At 65.6% G+C, this 18,583-nt stretch carries 19 protein-coding genes and 1 tRNA gene; 10 read left to right on the forward strand and 10 right to left on the reverse strand.

Features of this window, described 5'->3' with window-relative positions:
* Positions 1-46: 46 nt before the first annotated feature.
* Complete coding sequence (locus RX330_RS30885) at positions 47-886, forward strand: hypothetical protein (RefSeq protein ID WP_317240994.1); 840 nt, start codon at positions 47-49, stop codon at positions 884-886.
* A gap of 114 nt (positions 887-1,000) precedes the next feature.
* Here the strand turns inward: RX330_RS30885 and RX330_RS30890 are convergent.
* The 4 genes from RX330_RS30890 to mnmA form a co-directional block, all read right to left on the reverse strand.
* Positions 1,001-1,077, reverse strand: a tRNA-Met gene (locus RX330_RS30890).
* Positions 1,078-1,335: 258 nt separating this feature from the next.
* Positions 1,336-1,692: a hypothetical protein gene (locus RX330_RS30895; protein ID WP_317240995.1), complete on the reverse strand. Its 357-nt coding sequence runs from the start codon at positions 1,690-1,692 to the stop codon at positions 1,336-1,338.
* A 44-nt stretch (positions 1,693-1,736) separates the two neighbouring features.
* Entirely contained in the window at positions 1,737-2,375 is a 639-nt protein-coding gene (locus RX330_RS30900; protein WP_317240997.1) for a class I SAM-dependent methyltransferase, read from the reverse strand.
* Between the two features lie 142 nt (positions 2,376-2,517).
* Complete coding sequence (gene mnmA, locus RX330_RS30905) at positions 2,518-3,699, reverse strand: tRNA 2-thiouridine(34) synthase MnmA (protein ID WP_317240998.1); 1,182 nt, start codon at positions 3,697-3,699, stop codon at positions 2,518-2,520.
* A 346-nt stretch (positions 3,700-4,045) separates the two neighbouring features.
* Between mnmA and RX330_RS30910 the strand changes: the two genes are divergently transcribed.
* The 9 genes from RX330_RS30910 (at position 4,046) to RX330_RS30950 (ending at position 13,809) form a co-directional block, all read left to right on the forward strand.
* Positions 4,046-5,695 (forward strand): flagellar hook-length control protein FliK, encoded by a 1,650-nt coding sequence (locus RX330_RS30910; protein WP_410707093.1) that lies wholly within the window; start codon positions 4,046-4,048, stop codon positions 5,693-5,695.
* A 12-nt stretch (positions 5,696-5,707) separates the two neighbouring features.
* Positions 5,708-6,412, forward strand: coding sequence for a flagellar hook assembly protein FlgD (locus RX330_RS30915; protein ID WP_317241000.1), 705 nt, complete (start codon positions 5,708-5,710; stop codon positions 6,410-6,412).
* Between the two features lie 396 nt (positions 6,413-6,808).
* Positions 6,809-7,084: a DUF1153 domain-containing protein gene (locus RX330_RS30920; protein WP_002714638.1), complete on the forward strand. Its 276-nt coding sequence runs from the start codon at positions 6,809-6,811 to the stop codon at positions 7,082-7,084.
* A gap of 203 nt (positions 7,085-7,287) precedes the next feature.
* Complete coding sequence (gene fliF, locus RX330_RS30925) at positions 7,288-8,898, forward strand: flagellar basal-body MS-ring/collar protein FliF (RefSeq protein WP_317241009.1); 1,611 nt, start codon at positions 7,288-7,290, stop codon at positions 8,896-8,898.
* 18 nt (positions 8,899-8,916) lie between these two features.
* A complete protein-coding gene (fliG, locus tag RX330_RS30930) occupies positions 8,917-10,014 on the forward strand; it encodes a flagellar motor switch protein FliG (protein ID WP_212088382.1) in 1,098 nt (365 codons plus the stop codon).
* The gene (locus RX330_RS30935; protein WP_317241010.1) at positions 10,014-10,637 is read left to right on the forward strand and encodes a FliH/SctL family protein; all 624 of its coding nucleotides are present in this window, start codon (positions 10,014-10,016) and stop codon (positions 10,635-10,637) included. Before fliG ends, RX330_RS30935 begins: the two co-directional genes overlap by 1 nt.
* Before the next feature lie 3 nt (positions 10,638-10,640).
* Entirely contained in the window at positions 10,641-10,991 is a 351-nt protein-coding gene (gene fliN, locus RX330_RS30940) for a flagellar motor switch protein FliN (protein ID WP_317241011.1), read from the forward strand.
* A 56-nt stretch (positions 10,992-11,047) separates the two neighbouring features.
* Positions 11,048-12,433: a sigma-54 interaction domain-containing protein gene (locus RX330_RS30945; RefSeq protein WP_317241012.1), complete on the forward strand. Its 1,386-nt coding sequence runs from the start codon at positions 11,048-11,050 to the stop codon at positions 12,431-12,433.
* Positions 12,434-12,660: 227 nt separating this feature from the next.
* A complete protein-coding gene (locus RX330_RS30950) occupies positions 12,661-13,809 on the forward strand; it encodes a M20 family metallopeptidase (protein ID WP_317241013.1) in 1,149 nt (382 codons plus the stop codon).
* A 103-nt stretch (positions 13,810-13,912) separates the two neighbouring features.
* Here RX330_RS30950 and RX330_RS30955 read toward each other — a convergent pair whose 3' ends face one another.
* The 6 genes from RX330_RS30955 to RX330_RS30980 all read right to left on the reverse strand — a co-directional run bounded on the left by RX330_RS30955 (position 13,913) and on the right by RX330_RS30980 (position 18,567).
* Positions 13,913-14,068: a hypothetical protein gene (locus RX330_RS30955; protein WP_212088372.1), complete on the reverse strand. Its 156-nt coding sequence runs from the start codon at positions 14,066-14,068 to the stop codon at positions 13,913-13,915.
* 96 nt (positions 14,069-14,164) lie between these two features.
* Complete coding sequence (locus RX330_RS30960; RefSeq protein WP_317241014.1) at positions 14,165-14,746, reverse strand: flavin reductase family protein; 582 nt, start codon at positions 14,744-14,746, stop codon at positions 14,165-14,167.
* 32 nt (positions 14,747-14,778) lie between these two features.
* On the reverse strand, positions 14,779-15,615 hold the full coding sequence (locus RX330_RS30965; RefSeq protein ID WP_317241015.1) for an ATP-binding cassette domain-containing protein: 837 nt from the start codon (positions 15,613-15,615) through the stop codon (positions 14,779-14,781).
* A 20-nt stretch (positions 15,616-15,635) separates the two neighbouring features.
* Positions 15,636-16,442 (reverse strand): aliphatic sulfonate ABC transporter permease SsuC, encoded by an 807-nt coding sequence (gene ssuC, locus RX330_RS30970; RefSeq protein ID WP_317241016.1) that lies wholly within the window; start codon positions 16,440-16,442, stop codon positions 15,636-15,638.
* Entirely contained in the window at positions 16,439-17,605 is a 1,167-nt protein-coding gene (gene ssuD, locus RX330_RS30975) for an FMNH2-dependent alkanesulfonate monooxygenase (protein WP_317241017.1), read from the reverse strand. The genes ssuC and ssuD overlap by 4 nt, the downstream gene beginning before the upstream one ends.
* 8 nt (positions 17,606-17,613) lie before the next feature.
* The gene (locus tag RX330_RS30980; RefSeq protein ID WP_317241018.1) at positions 17,614-18,567 is read right to left on the reverse strand and encodes a sulfonate ABC transporter substrate-binding protein; all 954 of its coding nucleotides are present in this window, start codon (positions 18,565-18,567) and stop codon (positions 17,614-17,616) included.
* Positions 18,568-18,583: the final 16 nt, after the last annotated feature.

Below are 18,583 nucleotides of genomic sequence, written 5' to 3' on the forward strand. Positions count from 1 at the left end.
GAACCCATGAAGTCTTCTCCCTGAGAAACGCGCCAATCACGATCCGATGGCCAATAACTCAACGCGCTTCGTCAGATGGTCAGCCGAGAAGTACAATGCTGTTGGCCACTGCATCTATTGCGGTTCGACGGAAAATCTATCTGACGAGCACATCGTACCTCTCGGGCTTCAGCCTAAGGGCGGAGATTGGTTCTTGCCACAGGCGAGTTGCGGCGAATGCGCTGATGTTACGAAGCGGTTTGAAGGACTATGCCTGCAGGGCACTCTTGGGCCTCTGCGCGCGAAATTGAATTTGAGGAGCCGGCGTAAGCTGAAAACTACCGTCGAGTTGACCACCAATCACCGCGACGATGGCTGCGTAGAAACACGAGTGGTGCCGCTCGACGAATTCCCGATGGTCTGCTTAGGCTTTGACTTGGAGCCTGCTGGGCTACTTCGTCACATCCAACCTGCAAAGGAATTCGTTGGTCGCAACGTCGTTCGATATCAAAAAGGAGAACTAGAGAAGCATCTGCAGGAAGGTGTCGCTCTCAAGCTCGGCCGCGTCGGACCACTCGACTACGCAAGGATGCTTGCGAAGATTGCTCATAGTTACGCGATTGCTAGATTTGGTGAAGCTTCGTTTGTCCCTTTCTTGCCCGAAATCATCCTTGGCAAGAGCGACTACGCGCCGCATTTCGTAGGCGGGGATAGGAGCGGCGTACCTTTGATCGACGAGCCTAACGTTCTACACCGCGTCTACGGTCAGGCTTGCGATCTGAATGGCCAACCTTACCTGCTTGTTGCAGTAAGGCTGTTCGCGTTCATGGGCATGCCAAGATACCTTGTCGTTGTAGGCAAAATAGCTGACGGCAGCTTAGAGCGACTACGTCGAATACCGCTTTAGACTTGCTTGGGGCCGTTCGCGCCGGTGCGGAAGGTAAGGTGCTTACGACGTTGCTGATCTTTCTCGGAAATCCGCTAAGTCGATCGCTGGCCTTCGACCAATGGATCTGGATAATGGTAGCGGGGGAGGGACTCGAACCCCCGACCCCAGGATTATGATTCCCGTGCTCTAACCAGCTGAGCTACCCCGCCACAGGGATCGCGGCGGCGACTGGAGGCCGATCTCGCGAACGCGCGGCATATAAGGAAGGGGGCGGGGGTAAGTCAACGCTAAAAGCTTCCGCCTTCGCCAGGGCTTCGGCGGGACAAGTCGGCGAGAAAAGCACGATTTCGGCGCTCGATCTGCCGAATTTCGGTACCGGATTCGTGGAGGGTCCCCCTCACCCGGAATCCGCGCGGCGCGCGGATTTCGGCCTCTCCCCGGCGGGGAGAGGCGAAGGAAGGCGGCCCTTATTTCGGCCTCACATTCGGATCGCCGCCGGGGCTGCCGGGGGGCGGGATCACAGGGGTGTTGGCGCCGGTGCTGGGTGCGGGGGCGTGCATGTCGGGATCGACGCCCGCGGGCGGGCAGAGCACGCCGTCGGTCTTGGCGAGCTTGTCGCCGAGCGGTTCCCGGGACTGGCCGGTGGTGGTGCCGTCCTGGGTGGTGGCGAGCCGATCGGATGGGGCACAGCCGGTGGCGCGTTGCGGGGATGGCGGCGCGGTCGCTTGCGGCGGCGTCACCGGGGCGGGCGGAGCCTGCGCGATCGCACTGCCGGAGGCGGCGATGAGGAGGCTGGCCAGGATGATGTTCGATGTCGTGCGCATGGGAAGGGAACGCGCCGGCCTCGGCGCATGTTCCCGCGGCATGATCACGATTTGCGGTAGCGGATCAGCGAAAAGTGCCCCATCGGCGGCATCGGGCGGCGCTCGGCGAGTGTGACGCCGCCGTGCCCGGCCGCCCAGCCCTCGAGGCGGGCCCACGGGAATTCCGGGCGCCAGCCGAGGCGGCGGGCGATGGGCGCGAAGGCGAGCTCGAACAGTTTTCGCGGGCCGCTCTCGGCCCCGATGTGGTTGACGAGGATCAGCTCGCCCCCCGGCTTGAGCACGCGCACGAATTCGTCGAGCGTGCCTTCGGGATCGGGCACGGCGGTGATGACGTATTGCGCCACCACCGCGTCGAAGAAGTTTTCGGGGAAGGCGAGGTTCTTCGCGTCCATCACCGAGAGCACTTCGACATTCGAGAGGCGAAGCGAGCGCACGCGCGCCTGCGCCTTGCGCAGCATCGGCTCGGAAATGTCGACGCCGCAGATCTTCGTGGTGCGCGCGTATTCGGAGAGCGAGAGGCCGGTGCCGACGCCGACGTCGAGGACGCGGCCGCCGATGCGGTCGGCCTCGGCGATAGTCGACTGCCGGCCGGCGTCGAACACCTTGCCGAACACGAGATCATACACCGGCGCCCAGCGGCCATAGGCCTTCTCAACCCCGGCCCGCGAGATGTCTGCTGCCATGCCCCTGCCCTGCGCGTTCCTAGAGTGTGATGCCTGGTGGTGAAATCAAATCTCGCCCCGAAATTGGTCTAGTGCCTCTCCCGCAGGCGGGAGAGGGAATGCACTGCCTTCGCGGTAGCAGTTGAATTTATCGTCGGCAAGATTAGCCGCGCACGGCTTCGGCGAGCGGGCGCGAGGTCGCGGGTCCGACCTTCGCGGCGGCGCTCTGGATGAAACCGCCGCCGAGCACGCGCGCCTGCCCGCTGGGCGCGTCGTAGAACACGCAGGCCTGGCCAGGCGAGACGCCCTCCTCGCCTGCGACGAGCTCGACCTCGTAATGGCCGTCTCCGCCGCGCAGCCAGGCCGGCTGAGGGCTGCGGGTCGAGCGCACGCGCACGAACAGCTCGAGGCCCCCGCCGATGGCGCGGTCGATGTCACCCTCGCCGATCCAGTTGACGTCGCGCAACGAGATGCGGTGCATCTTCAGCGCATCGCGCGGGCCGACGACGACGCGGCGGTTAACTGCCTCCAGCCGCACCACGTAGAGCGGTGCGTGAGCTGCGATGCCGAGGCCGCGGCGCTGGCCGACGGTGAAATTGGCGATGCCGTTGTGCCGGCCGAGCACGCGTCCCTCGAGATCGACGATGTCGCCGGGGTCCATCGCGTTCGGACGCAGGCGCGTGATGATGTCGGTGTAGCGGCCGGTCGGCACGAAGCAGATGTCCTGGCTGTCGTGCTTGTCGGCGACGGACAGGCCATAGCGCCGCGCCAGCTCGCGCGTCTCCGGCTTGGTCATGTCGCCGAGCGGGAAGCGCAGGAAGTCGAGCTGCTCCTGCGTGGTCGCGAACAGGAAGTAGCTCTGGTCGCGATCGGCATCGGCGGCGCAGACCAGCGCGCGCGAGCCGTCTGCGCGGCGGCGCGAGGCGACATAATGGCCGGTGGCGAGCGCCTGTGCGCCGAGCTCGCGCGCGGTCTTCAGCAGGTCGCGGAATTTTACGCTGCGGTTGCACTCGATGCACGGCACCGGCGTTTCACCGAGGGCATAGGAGTCGGCGAAATTGTCGATGACGGATTCGCGAAAGCGGTCCTCGTAGTCAAGCACGTAATGGGGAATGCCGAGCTTGGCCGCGACGTCGCGGGCGTCGTGGATGTCCTGGCCGGCGCAGCAGGCGCCCTTGCGATGGGTCGCCGCACCGTGGTCGTAGAGCTGCAGCGTGATGCCGACGACGTCGTAGCCTTCCGCCTTCAGAAGCGCAGCCGTCGTCGAGGAATCGACGCCGCCCGACATGGCGACAACGACCCTGGTGTCCTCAGGACGGCCTTCGAGATCCAGACTGTTGAGCATGGGCCTTCAGGGGTTGTGGCGGCGGCGTGCGGCGATCCGCGATGTCGTGCTTCTCGCGGGACATCGGCGATCCCCGGGAACTTCAGTTCCCGAAAGGCACGATTGCCCGGTCGAAAGCGGCTGAGAGTAACCTCTTTAATATAGGCGGCATTCCGGTGAAGCAATCACAGGGGCGGCCAGCTTAGGGCAATTCTTGCCGGGGAGGCAGAAATGGCGGGGTCGCGGCAGCTCCCGCGGCGGCAGGCCAAAATCGTCAAGCTGTTGATTATTATATGGAAAACCACACCGAGCGACGCTGGCCCGCTCCTTGCTCCCCTGATCGGGAAGATATTCCGAGGGGTTGCCTGTGGTCGGTCGTACGTCAGATGTCGTGGCAAGCGTGCAGGTTTCGAGCGCGCAGCAAAAGCCTGCCCGGTCGCAGAACGCCAAGGAGCCGTCCGCGAACGATAGCTTCGGGTCGCTGGTCGACGGCAACAGCCAGGCGATCAGCACCAATGCGGCCGCCCAGGCCCAGTCCCAAGCTCAGGGCAGCGCGCCGCGGCGCAGCGATTCCTCCTCGTCCTCCCGGGACAAGGGCCCGCGCGACACCTCGTCCACGGATCAATCCTCGCAGAGCAAGGCGAACGACGACACCGACGCAGCGGCGCCGACCAGGAACGACAAGACGAGCGATACGGCCACCGAACCGGCCGAGGACGCGGACAAGGCCGAGGATAAGGTCAAGGACAAGTCCGAAACGTCCGACGCCAAATCGGCTGATGCGTCCGAGGAGACCAAGGGCGACAAGACCGAGACCGCCGACGGGCTCGCCGCCGCCGCCGTCGTCGATGCCGCGGCGACCGCGCCGACCGATACGGCGCAGGCCGCCATGCCCGATCCCAACGCGATCGTGGTGGCAGCGCCTGGCGTCCCGGCCGATCCGAGCGCGACGGCAAACCAAGCCGCCACGGCGTCGCCGCTGGCGATTGCCGCAGCCGGCATCGCCGCCAGCGCCTCGATCGCGGCCCAGATCGCGGGCCCCAAGACCGACACCGCAACGCCCGGCGACAAGAGTGCCAAGACCGCCGGCGCCATCGTCGATGCCGACATGTCGGCAACGCTGGCCGATGCCGCAACCGGCGTAACCGAGGAGGCCGCGACCGAGGCCAAGCCGACCGGCGGGCTGATCCCCGCCAATCCCGGCACGCCGAAGACCTCGTTCCAGGCCGTCGCTGCCATGCAAGGACAGGCCGACGTCTCCAATATCGGCCAGGACAACGGCAAGGTGGACGCGGCCACGACGCCAGCGCCGGGGGCTGCGACCGCCAATGCCGCCGCGCATCCGCAAAGCGGCAAGCCGCAGGCGGATGGCAGTGCGACCGAGGGCAAGCCCGGCGCCGCTGACCGCAACCCCGAGGCGATCCCGGCCGCACCGGCCGCCCACGCCCATGCCAATGCGCATGCCGCTTTCAACACCACCGACACAAGCGCGCAGGCCGCCTCCGCCATGCAGGCGCCGCTGACCAACACGACCTCGACCGCCTCCGCATCGACCGCGACGCTGACCGCGACCGCGGCCGCCGCCACGGCGGTGCCGATCAACGGCATTCCGGTCGAGATCGCGGCCGCCATCCGCTCCGGCAGGTCCCGCTTCGACATCAGCCTCGATCCGGCCGAGCTCGGCCGCATCGACGTCCGCATCAACGTCGACCGCGCCGGCAACGTCACTTCGCATCTCACCGTGGAGAAGCCGGAGACGCTGCAGATGCTGCGCCAGGACGCGCCGCAATTGCAGCGCGCGCTCGACGATGCAGGCCTCAAGACCGGCAGCAACGGGCTGTCCTTCAGCCTGCGCGACCAGAATTCATCGGGCCAGAACTCCGGCCAGAACAACGACAATGGCGGCAATGCCCGCCGGCTGATCATCAGCGAGGACGAGAATGTTGCTGCCGCACCCGTCGGGCGCGGCTATGGCCGCATGTACGGGCCGAGCAGCGGCGTCGACATCAGAGTGTAAGGAGTATTGGACATGACCACGACTGGCGCCACCGCCCCTTCCGTCGTCTCCGGGACGACCGACCTCCCGAAATCCTCTTCGTCGAACTCGCTGGGCTCAACCACGGGATCGACGCTCGCCGGCAACTTCCAGACCTTCCTGACGCTGCTGACCACGCAGCTGCAGAACCAGAACCCGCTGGATCCGCTCGACACCAACCAGTTCACCCAGCAGCTGGTGCAGTTCGCCGGCGTCGAGCAGCAGCTCAAGACCAACGATTCGCTGGCCCAGCTCGTCACCCTGCAGCAGACCACGCAGGCGACCCAGGCGCTGGGCTTCGTCGGCAAGACCGCCCTGGTCGACGGCTCGACCGCGACCATGAAGAACTCGTCGGCGACCTGGCATCTCAACGTGCCGACCGACTCGACCGTCGACATCACCGTCGCCAATGCCAGCGGCCAGACCGTGTTCACCGGCAAATACACCGCCGCCGCCGGCCCGGACATTCCCTTCACGTGGAACGGCATGGGCAATGACGGCACGCAATGGCCCGACGGCAAGTACACGATCTCGGCGACAGGCAAGGATGTCGCGAACAACAATGTCGGCATCGCCGCGCAGGTGCAGGGCGTGGTGTCGTCGGTGGACCTGACCCAGTCGCCGCCGCTGCTCACCATCGACGGCGCCAGCTACACGCTGAGCCAGGTGAAGAGCATCATCGCGACCAGCAGCAATTAAGGGCGGACACGCACGCCACAAATCCAGTGTCATCCCCGCGGACGCGGGGATCCACAACCACAGGAAGTCTTTTTAGCGTGAGGTCGTAACCCCGAGTCCTCGTCAAACCACTCCCTGGGGTTATGGATCCTCAGATGCGCAATTGCGCATCATAGCTCGCGCTGCGCGCGCCCCGGGATGACAGTTGAGAGCTTCGCAGCGCCCGCGTGCTGGCTCTATTCGTTAGTAAAGTATTAACGAAGACCCCCTCGACCGGCCTTCACGCCGGCCGGGAGAAGCGCGTTCCAGCCATTTTCAACGAGAATTGTATTGAAGCCTTAGGCTTAGCGGATTTTTAAGCCGCCGGGCGTAGGGTTACCGGTGTGAGTTCAGTGGTTGAGAGTTTGTGAGTACGCCATGACAGAACCCCATCGCCCGAGGGTAAAATACGTCATCGGGCCGGACGGTAGTCCGTTGACGATCGCGGATTTGCCTGCACCCGGCACCAAACGCTGGGTCATCCGCCGCAAGGCCGAAGTCGTCGCCGCTGTCCGTGGTGGACTTCTTTCGCTCGAGGAGGCTTGCAGCCGTTACACCCTGACGGTCGACGAATTCCTCTCCTGGCAGTTTTCCATCGACCAGCATGGTCTGGCGGGTCTTCGCACCACCCGTATCCAGCAATATCGCCAGTAAGGCGATCCGGAAAACTGCGGCTTTTGACGAAAATCGGCCTCGCCCTGCGAGGCCGATTTTTTTCATATCGCTCTTTGTCGCTGTTTGGCGCTACTTTTGTCCGACCTCTTAACCTTCGTTAACCATATCGAAACCATCCCCTAGGCAATAATTGCCCAGTCGGCCTTTCCGGTGAAAGCGGCCGAATCTGTTGGGGCGGTTGCTTGCAAGGTCTTGCGGACTTTCTGAAGAGTATCGGCGCCGCCCGGTTCGGGGCGATGATCGCGGTCACCGCCGCGCTCATCGGCTTCTTCGCGTTCGTCATCATGCGCGTCACCACGCCGCAGATGACGACGCTGTTCACCGACCTCAGCGTCGAGGATTCCTCCGGCATCATCAAGGACCTGGAACGCCAGGGCATCCAGTTCGAGATCCGCAACGAGGGCTCCATCATCATGGTGCCCAAGGACAAGGTCACGCGCCTGCGGATGAAGCTCGCCGAGGGCGGCCTGCCCAAGGGCGGCAGCGTCGGCTATGAAGTGTTCGACAAGTCGGACGCGCTCGGCACCACCTCTTTCGTCCAGAACATCAACCACCTCCGCGCACTGGAAGGCGAGCTCGCCCGCACCATCCGCGCCATCGACCGCATCCAGAACGCCCGCGTCCATCTGGTGCTGCCCGAGCGCCCGCTGTTCGCGCGCGAGGCGCCGGAGCCGTCGGCCTCGATCGTGGTCCGCGTCCGCGGCGCGCTGGAAGCCCAGCAGATCCGCGCCATCCGCCATCTCGTCGCCTCCGCCGTCAACGGCCTGAAGCCGCAGCGGGTCTCGATCGTCGACGAGGCCGGCCAACTGCTCGCCGACGGCGCAGCGAACGATCCGGAGCAGGCGATCGGCGACGAGCGCCGCATCTCCTTCGAGAAGCGGATGCGCAAGCAGGTCGAGGACATCGTTTCCTCCGTGGTCGGATCGGGCCGCGCCCGCGTGCAGCTCTCCGCCGATTTCGACTTCAACAAGGTGACACAGACCTCGGACAAGTACGATCCCGAAGGCCGGGTGCTGCGCTCGAGCCAGACCCGCGAAGAGCAGAGCATGACCGCCGACAACAACGGCCAGGTCACGGTCAACAACGAGCTGCCCGGCAACCAGCAGAACAACGGCGCCGCGGCCAAGGACCAGAGCAAGAAGACCGAAGAGACCAACAATTACGAGATCTCCCGCACCACCAAGACCGAGGTGACCGAGGCCGGCCGGGTCAACCGCATCTCGGTCGCGGTGCTGGTCGACGGGATCTATTCCAAGAACGACAAGGGCGAGCTGGCCTATCAGGACCGCACCAAGGAGCAGCTCGACCGCATCTCCGCGCTGGTCCGCTCGGCCATCGGCTTCGACCAGAAGCGCGGCGACCAGGTCGAGGTGGTCAATCTGCGCTTTGCCGACGCGCCCTCCACCGCCCCGATCGGCGAGCCTGGCGGCCTGCTCGGCATGCTCCAGTTCACCAAGGACGACGTCATGTACTTCGTCGAGCTCGGCGTGATGATGCTGCTCGGCCTGATCGTGCTGTTCCTGGTGATCCGCCCGCTGGTCAAGCGCATCCTCGCCTCCGACGAGGTCGCCGCCGCCATCTCCGGCGTGCTCACCGGCCCGGCGGTTTCCGAAGAGGCCGCGCCGGCCGCCCAGTCGCTGCTGCCGAGCGGCGCCGCCAGCGCGATCGACGTCGCCACCATTCAGGGCCAGGTCCACGCCCAGTCCGTTCATCGCGTCGGCGAGCTCGCCGAACGCAACCCCAACGAAACCGTCGCCATCGTCCGCCAATGGCTGAGCGAATCCGCAAAGTAATACGAGAAGTGAACTGACATGGCCGCCGCACTGCAAAACGCCAACAGCAACGACATCACCAGCGTGATCTCCACGCTTGGTCAGCGTGCCAATACAAGGGCAAAGGACGGCAAGCCGGCCGAACAATTGTCCGGACCGAAGCGCGCCGCGATCCTGATGCTCGCGCTCGGCGAGCAATATGGCGGCAAGATCTGGGGCCTGCTCGACGACGACGAGGTGCGCCAGCTCTCGCTGGAAATGTCGACGCTCGGCACCGTCGAGGTCGACACCGTCGAGGACATGCTGCTCGAATTCGTCTCGCGCATGTCGGCCTCCGGCGCGCTGATGGGCAATTTCGACGCCACCGAGCGGCTGCTCCAGCAATATCTGCCGCCGGAGCGGGTCAACGGCATCATGGACGAGATCCGCGGCCCTGCCGGCCGCAACATGTGGGAGAAGCTCTCCAACGTGCAGGAAGAGGTCCTCGCGAACTACCTCAAGAACGAGTATCCGCAAACCATCGCGGTGGTGCTGTCGAAGCTGAAGCCGGAACACGCCGCGCGGGTGCTCGGCATCTTCCCCGAGGAGCTCGCACTCGACGTCGTCAACCGCATGCTGAAGATGGAAGCGGTGCAGAAGGAGGTGATCGAGAGCGTGGAGAAGACGCTGCGCACCGAGTTCATGTCCAATCTGTCGCAGACCCGACGCCGCGACGCCCACGAGGTGATGGCCGAAATCTTCAACAATTTCGACCGCCAGACCGAAACCCGCTTCATCACCTCGCTGGAAGAGGACAACCGCGAATCGGCCGAGCGCATCAAGGCGCTGATGTTCACCTTCGACGACCTCGTGAAGCTCGACTCCGGATCGGCCCAGACCCTGATGCGCAACGTCGACAAGGACAAGCTCGGCGTCGCGCTCAAGAGCGCCAACGAGGACGTCCGCAACTTCTTCTTCGGCAACATGTCCTCGCGGGCGGCCAAGATGCTCCAGGACGACATGGCAGCGATGGGCCCGGTCCGCCTGCGCGACGTCGACGAGGCCCAGGCGCTTCTGGTCAACCTGGCCAAGGACCTCGCCGCCAAGGGCGAGATCATGCTGACCAAGAACCGCGCCGACGACGAACTGGTGTATTGATGGCCGCTCCGGCGAAATTCCTGTTCGATACCGACTTCGCGGCGCCCGAGCGGGCGACGCGCGAGAAGGCCGCGACCGCCGCCGAGATCGCCCAGAAGGTCGCGGAAGCCGAAGCGCGCGCCTACCAGGACGGCTTTGCCGCCGGCCAGCGCGAAGCCAAGGCCGAGAGCGACCGCCGCGTCGCACTCGCCATGGAAGAGATCAACATCGGCATTCGCGGCATCGCGACCGGTATCAGCAACATCGAATCCAAGATGGAAACCGAAGCCGTCGACGTCGCGGTCGCGGTCGCGCGCAAGCTGTGCGCCGACCTCGTCGCCGCGGAGCCGCTCGGCGAGATCGTCGCGCTGGTCAAGGACTGTTTCTCGCATCTGGTCGCGACGCCGCATCTCGTCGTCCGCGTCAACGATGCGCTCTACGACGCGGCCCGCGACAAGATCGAGCGGCTTGCCAAGCAGAGCGGCTTCGAAGGCCGGCTGGTGATCCTGGCCGAGCCGGAAATTGCCACCGGCGACTGCCGGATCGAATGGGCCGATGGCGGCGTCGTGCTGGAGCGCGGCGCCATCGCGGCCAAGATCGACGAAATGGTCGGACGCTACGTCGCGTCCCGCAGGGGGAGTTAACCCATGAGCGACACCGACGGACAGGTCCCGCTGCCCGATCTCAACGGCCCGATGCCGCCTGCCAGCACGGACGTCGGCTACAACGAGGACGAATATGCGGCACGTGCCGCCGCCGACCTCGAGGCCGTGTTCGACGTGCCGGTCCAGGTCTCGGCGGTGCTCGGCCGCTCCAAGATGGACGTCAGCGAGTTGTTGAAGCTCGGGCCCGGCACCGTGCTCGAGCTCGACCGCCGCGTCGGCGAGGCCATCGACATCTACGTCAACAACAAGCTGGTCGCCCGCGGCGAAGTCGTCCTGGTCGAGGACAAGCTCGGCGTGACCATGACCGAAATCATCAAGACCGAACGCACGTAATAGGCGCGAACAGGGAATGACGCGCGGCAGCGCGACCAGACGGACAGGAGACTGACATGCGGCTTCTCATCGTTGGCACATTGAAGGGCCAGCTCACCACCGCCACCAAGATCGCGATGGACAACGGCGCCACCGTGACCCACGCCGAGGATCACGAGCAGGCGATGCGCGTGCTGCGCGGCGGCAAGGGCGCCGACCTCCTGCTGGTCGACGTCGCCCTCGACATCCGCGACCTCGTGATGCGGCTCGAAGCCGAGCACATCCATGCCCCGATCGTCGCCTGCGGCATCACCAACGACGCCCGCGCCGCGGTCGCCGCGATCCACGCGGGGGCCAAGGAATACATCCCGCTGCCGCCCGACCCCGAGCTGATCGCCGCGGTGCTCGCGGCCGTCGCCAACGATTCCCGCGAGCTGGTCTATCGCGACGAAGCCATGGCGAAGGTGATCAAGCTGGCGCAGCAGATTGCGGGCTCCGACGCCTCGGTGATGATCACGGGCGAATCCGGCACCGGCAAGGAAGTGCTGGCCCGCTACGTCCACACCCGCTCGGCGCGCGCCAAGCGCCCCTTCATCTCGATCAACTGCGCCGCGATCCCCGAGCATCTCCTGGAATCCGAGCTGTTCGGCCACGAGAAGGGCGCCTTCACCGGCGCGGTCGCGCGCCGCATCGGCAAGTTCGAGGAAGCAACCGGCGGCACGCTGCTGCTCGACGAAATCTCGGAGATGGACGTTCGCCTGCAATCGAAATTGCTGCGCGCGATCCAGGAGCGCGTGATCGACCGCGTCGGCGGCACCAAGCCCGTGCCGGTGGACATTCGCATCATCGCGACATCGAACCGCAATCTCGCCGAGGCCGTGCGCGAAGGCACCTTCCGCGAGGACCTCCTGTTCCGCCTCAACGTCGTGAATCTGAAGATCCCGCCGCTGCGCGAACGCCCCGCCGACATTCTGGAGCTGGCCCAGCATTTCGTGAAAAAATATGCCGAGGCCAACGGCGTGCCGATGCGCCCGGTCTCGGCGGAGGCCCGCCGCGTGCTCACGGCGAACCGCTGGCAGGGCAACGTTCGCGAACTCGAAAACACCATGCACCGCGCGGTGCTGATGGCGCAGGGCGACGAGATCGGCGCGGACGCAATCATCACCCCGGACGGCGACCGCCTCGACCTCGCCAAGACGGCGCCGGCGGTGGCGCATGCCACGATGGCCGCCGAACAGGTGACGCGCGCATTGGTGGGACGCACCGTGGCCGATGTCGAGCGCGACCTGATCCTGGAGACGCTGAAGCATTGCCTCGGCAATCGCACCCATGCCGCCAACATCCTGGGGATATCGATCCGCACGCTGCGCAACAAGCTCAACGAATACTCCGACGGCGGCATCCCGATCCCGCCGGCGGGCACGCCCGGCGAATATCCGCGGATGCCGATGATGGGGGCGTAAGCCGCGCCTTCGAAGCTCAAGAGATGCGAGTGCCCGGGCTGGTCCCGGGCATTTTCTTTTTGCGGTGAGGCGAATGCTGGCGCCACGCCTCACCGTCGTCCGCGCCTGATGCACAATTGCGTACTCGGCGGGGACGATAGCGGTGGGCATGGCCGCACCGCGTTCTCCGACTAGGTCCGGCCCGCGCAACGCCCTATAACCCGCCTGACAACCACGCGAGGGACCACATGTCTGAAGCTCAAATCACGGACTGGCTGGCGTCGCAGAAGCAGGCGATGATCGATCTGCTCCGCGATGTCGTGAACATCGATTCCGGCTCCTATGACAAGGAAGGCGTCGATGCGGTCGGTGCGCGGTTCGAGCGGCATTTTGCCGAGCACGGCATTCCGTTCCGGCGCGAGGACCACGACGCCTTCGGCGACGCGATCCATGCCGAGGTGGCAAAGCCCGGCAGCAACGAGAGGCCGGTGCTGTTGATGGGACATCGCGACACCGTGTTCGGCAAGGGTGAGGCCGGGCGGCGGCCGTTCACGATTCGAGACGGACGCGCCTACGGTCCCGGCGTCGCCGACATGAAGTCCGGCGTCGTGATGAACATCTTCGTGGCGACCGCCTTCCACAAATTCGGCGGCAACCCGCATCCGATCAAGCTGCTGATCACCTCGGACGAGGAGATCGGCTCGCCCTCCTCCCGGCCGGTGATCGAGCGCGAAGGCCGTGCCGCCCGCGCCGTGTTCAATTCAGAGCCGGGCCGCCCCACGGGCAACGTCGTGACGGGGCGCAAGGGCGGCATCTTCATGCATTTGGCCATTACCGGCAAAGCCGCGCATTCCGGCGCCAATTTCGCCGCGGGCGTCAGCGCGATCGGCGAGCTGGCGCACAAGATCGTCCAGATCCACGCGCTCACCGATCTCGACAAGGGCATCACGCTGAATGTCGGCCTGGTCTCGGGCGGGCAGTCCGTCAACACCACGGCGCCTTTTGCCGAAGGTCAGATCGACCTGCGCTATGTCGATCCGGCCGATCGTGCGCGGGTGATGGGAGCGATCGAGACGATCGTCGCGAAATCTTACGTGCCGGGCACGAGCGCAACGCTGACCATCAAGGGCGAGTTCGTGCCGGTGGTGCAGAGCGCGGAGTCGAAAGCCCTGTTCGAAAGCTACCAGGCGGCCGCAAGGCGGGCCGGCCTCACCACGCTCCAGGGCGAATTCTCCGGCGGCTGCGCCGATTCCGGCTTCACCGCCGCCGTTGGCACGCCGACCATCTGCGGCCTCGGACCGGTCGGCGGGCTCGCACACACGCCGGAGGAATATCTCGAGCTCGACAGCATCGTGCCGCGCGCGCAGGCGCTGGCGCTGGCGATCTTGCGGGGGTGAAGCCGCTCCCCGTCATGCCCGGGCTTGCCCCCACGTATCTCCGAAACCGCCGATGCACGTGAATGGCCGGGTCAAGCCCGGCCATGACGAGGAGAGAGTGTCGTCACGAATAACTCGGCGCGTCGGGCTTGCGGAAGATGTGGATGGGATCGCCCGGCACGATCGGCGATCCCGAAAACATCGCATAGGCATAGAGCGCGAGATAGGCGATCGCGAGCGCGCCGACGGCGTAGAAGGCGAAGGTCGCGATGCGCTTCATCGATCCGCTCCATGGCCGTCCCGAACGGGACGCTCAGGGCGCTTCTAGAGCGATGACGAGAAAAAGGCCAGCCTCTGCGCCCCCTTCGGGCGGCGATCAAACGCCGCGGCGGCCGCGCGCGGGAAGGCTGACATCGGCGAGCCTGGCCGCGTCCTCGTCCTGGTCGACCGCCACGTACCGGCCGTGCCAATAGGCGAGCGCGGCGGTGCGAGCCGAGCTCTTGATGTCCCTGACGCGGCCGATGACGATGCCGTGCGAGTGGCGCTCGACGATCTCCTCGACCTCGCAATCGAAGGCCGACAGCGCGCCCGCCAGGAGCGGAACGCCCGAGACCGCCGTCACCCACCGGCTGCCTGCGAAACGATCAGCGCCCTTCAGCCCGCCCTTGCCGGAAAAGCGCTCGGCGACATCCAGCTGGTCGGCATTGAGGATGTTGACGCCGAAGGCGCCATGGCGGCGGATCAGCGGAAAGGAGGAGGCGTCGCGGCTGATGCTGACCAGCAGCGTCGGCGGCTCGACCGACAGCGAGGTCACCGAGGTCACCGTCATGCCGGTGATGTCCTTGCCCCTGCCGGCGGTGATGATGCTGACGCCGCCGGTGAGATGGCGCATGGCGCCGCGGAAATCGGCGGACGAGACGGGGATTTCAGTCATGAGATCGCGGGGCACTACATTCATGGCATTGCTCCCCGAAGCGGGGTTCCCTGCATTTAGGTACGATCGTCCGCCGATAACAGGTGGCTCAGGATCGAGCCTTCGAGGCCGGCGAGCTCGGCCGAGCCGCGCTGGCGCGGCCGGACGGCGTTGACCGTGACATCGTGGGCGATGCGACCATCCTCGATCACGAGCACGCGATCCGCCAGCGCGACCGCTTCGGCGACATCGTGGGTGACGAGGATCGCGGTAAAGCCCTGGTCGCGCCAGACCCGCTCCAGAAGGCGCTGCATCGAGATGCGGGTCAGCGCATCCAGCGCGCCGAGCGGCTCGTCGAAGGCGAGCACCCGCGGACGGGAGACCAGCGCGCGGGCGAGCGCAACGCGCTGCTTCTGGCCGCCCGACAGCACTGATGGCCATTGGTCGCGCTTGTCGGCGAGGCCGACCTCCGTCAACGCCTTCTCGGCGCGCGCGTGCGCGTCTTGCGACGCGCGATCGCGGCCGAGGCCGACCTCGACGTTGGCGAGCACGCGCGCCCAGGGCAGGAGCCGCGGCTCCTGGAACATGACGCGGATGTCCTCGGGCTGGATATCCTGGCCGAAGTTGATGCTGCCGGCGTCGATCTTGTCCAGACCGGCGATGAGGCGCAGCAGCGTGCTCTTTCCGCAACCGCTTTTTCCCACGATGGCGACGAACTGGCCCGCTGGGATGTGCAGGTCGATGCCGCGCAGCACCTCGTTATCGCCGAAGGATTTGCGCAAGGCCCGGATGCTGAGCGGCAGGCCGGTGGTTTGCGCAGCGCGTTCCTCGCGCACCACGCGGGCGTGAGGTGCGAAATTCGCGCGGCTGCCAAGTTCAGACTCGGGAAGGGAGGTACGAAGCGCTGTTTGCATGTGATTCCCAGTCTTTCTGCTCAACGTTTCTGGAAGGCGGGGTGCCAGGAGAGCGTCAGGCGCTCCAGCACGCGGGAGGCGCTGTCGGCGAGCTTGCCGAGCAGGGCATAGATCAGGATCGAGAGCACGACGACGTCGATCAGCATGAACTCGCGCGCCTGCATCGCCATGTAGCCGAGGCCGGAGGACGCCGCGATGGTCTCGGCGACGATCAGGGTCAGCCACATGATGCCGAGCGCGAAGCGGATGCCGACGAAGATCGACGGCAGCGCGCCCGGGAAGATCACGCGGCGGAACAATTCGCCGTCGGTCATGCCGTAGATGCGTCCCATCTCGATCAACTGCGGATCGACGGTGCGGATGCCGTGCAGCGTGTTGAGGTAGATCGGGAAGAAAACGCCGAGCGCCACCAGGAACAGTTTTGCGCTCTCGTCGATGCCGAACCAGAGGATGACCAGCGGGATCAGCGCCAGATGCGGCACGTTGCGCACCATCTGCAGCGTGGTGTCGGTCAGCCTGGCCGAGAGCTGCGACAGGCCGTTGGCGAGGCCGAAGGCGAAGCCGATGCTGCCGCCGATCAAAAAGCCGATCGAGGCGCGCCAGAACGAAACCCAGATGTTGCGGACGAGCTCGCCCGAGAGCAGCAGCTTCCAGCCCGCGAGCAGGACGTCGCTCGGCGCCGGCAGCACGCGGGTCGGCACGAAGCCGGTGACGCTCGCGATTTGCCAGATCGCGATGATGGCGAGCGGCACGATCCATTGGACCAGGCCGTCGACCCGCGGCAGGCGGATGCTGCGCGGAAGCGAGATGCTGTCGATCAGGCTCATGACTGCGACACCCGGTGCTGCGGACGGAAATCGCTGCCGACCGTCTCGCCGAACGGACCGCCGTTGAAGTGCAGCTTGGTGACGTTGGAAGGTTGCTCCAGCGCAAGCAGCGGGAACACCAGCTCGGCGAAACGGTAGGCCTCCTCCAAATGAGGGTAGCCCGACATGATGAAGGTATCGATGCCGAGATCCTGATACTCCCTGATACGGGCCGCCACGGTCTGGGCGTCGCCGACCAGCGCCGTGCCGGCGCCGCCACGCACGAGGCCGACGCCGGCCCACAGGTTCGGCGCGATCTCGAGCTTGTCGCGCTTGCCGCCGTGGAGCTGCGCCATCCGCTGCTGGCCGACGGAATCCATGCGGGCAAAGTTCTTCTGCGCCAGCGCAATGGTGTCGTCGCTGACATGCCTGATCAGCTCGTTGGCATCGCGCCAGGCCGCTTCATTGGTCTCGCGGACGATCACGTGAAGGCGAATGCCGAAGGAAAGCTTTCTGCCGCGCGCGGCTGCGACCTCCCTCACCTTCGCGATCTTCTCGGCCACCAGCGCCGGCGGCTCGCCCCAGGTGAGATATTTGTCAACGGTATCGACCGCGACGTCGATGCCGGCATCGGAGGAGCCACCGAAATACAGCGGCGGCCGCGGCGACTGCACCGGCGGGAACAAGAGCTTGCCGCCCTCGACATGGATGTGCTTGCCCTCGACATTGACGGTCTTGCCGGCGAGCAGGTCGCTATAGACGCCCAGGAACTCGCGGGTGACCTCGTAGCGCTCGTCATGGCCGAGGAAGATGCCGTCGCCCTTGTTCTCGACGGGATCGCCGCCGGTGACGACGTTGACGAGCAGCCGGCCATTGCTTACGCGATCCAGCGTCGCGGTCATGCGCGCAGCGACGCTGGGCGATTGCAGGCCGGGCCTGACGGCGACGAGGTAGCGCAGCCGCTCGGTGAACGGCGCGACGGACGAGGCAACGATCCAGGAATCCTCGCAGGAGCGCCCGGTCGGCAGCAGCACGCCGAAATAGCCGAGCTGGTCGGCGGCCTGCGCGATCTGGCGCAGATAGTTGAAATTGACCTCGCGGCCACCGATGCCGGTGCCGAGATAGCGGCCGTCGCCGTGGGTCGGCAGGAACCAGAGGATGTTGGCGTTGGATTGCTTGCTCATGACTATGCTCACGATCCAGACTTCCGGGTGACGTCGGAGATCCTGATGGATTTCGGGATGAGGCCGAGCGCGAAGAACGCATCAGCCACCCGCTGCTGATCGGCGATAACGGCGTCGGTGATCGGCTTGATGCCGTAGGACTGTCGCTTCAAGGCGACCTCGACCACGGGGACCGAAAGGCCGATCGTCGGGGCCAGCTGCTCGGCGACCGCGTGGATGTCACCCTTGGCCCAGTCGTCAACGGTGCTGAGCTCGGCGAGCACGACGTCCACGACTTTCGGGTTGGCATCTAGAAACTTCTTCGAAGAGAAATAGAACTGGTAATTGGCGACGATGCCGGAGCCGTCAGCCAGCGTACGGGCGCCGGTGGCGGCTTCTGCGGCGGCCTGGAAGGGATCCCAGATCACCCAGGCATCGACCGCGCCGCGCTCGAAGGCCGCGCGCGCATCGGCGGGGGCCAGGAATACCTGCTCGACTTCCGAGTATTTCACGCCCGCCTTCTCCAGCGCCTTGACCAGGAGATAGTGGACGTTGGAGCCCTTGTTCAGCGCGACCTTCTTGCCTTTGAGTTCGGCTACCGATTTCAGCGGGCTATCCTTCGGCACCAGGATCGCCTCGCCTTGTGGGGCCGGCGGTTCATAGGCGACGTACTGGATCGGCGCGCCGGCGGCCTGCGCGAAGATCGGCGGGGCTTCGCCGGTGTTGCCGAAATCGATGGCGCCGACATTGAGCGCCTCGAGCAGCGGCGGGCCCGACGGGAATTCGGTCCACACCACCTTGTAGCCGTCGGCGGCGAGCTTCGGCTCCAGCGTGCCCTTGCTCTTCAGCAGCACCAGCTTGCCGTATTTCTGGTAGCCGATGCGGATCACCTTGTCCTGTCCGTAAGAGGTGCCGACGGCGGCGGCGACGATGCCGATCGACAGCACGATGGCCGCGATCAGACGCTGGATGATACGCCTCATGTTCAGACCTTTTGAA

Source organism: Bradyrhizobium sp. NDS-1, from assembly GCF_032918005.1.
Classification (GTDB): domain Bacteria; phylum Pseudomonadota; class Alphaproteobacteria; order Rhizobiales; family Xanthobacteraceae; genus Bradyrhizobium; species Bradyrhizobium tunisiense.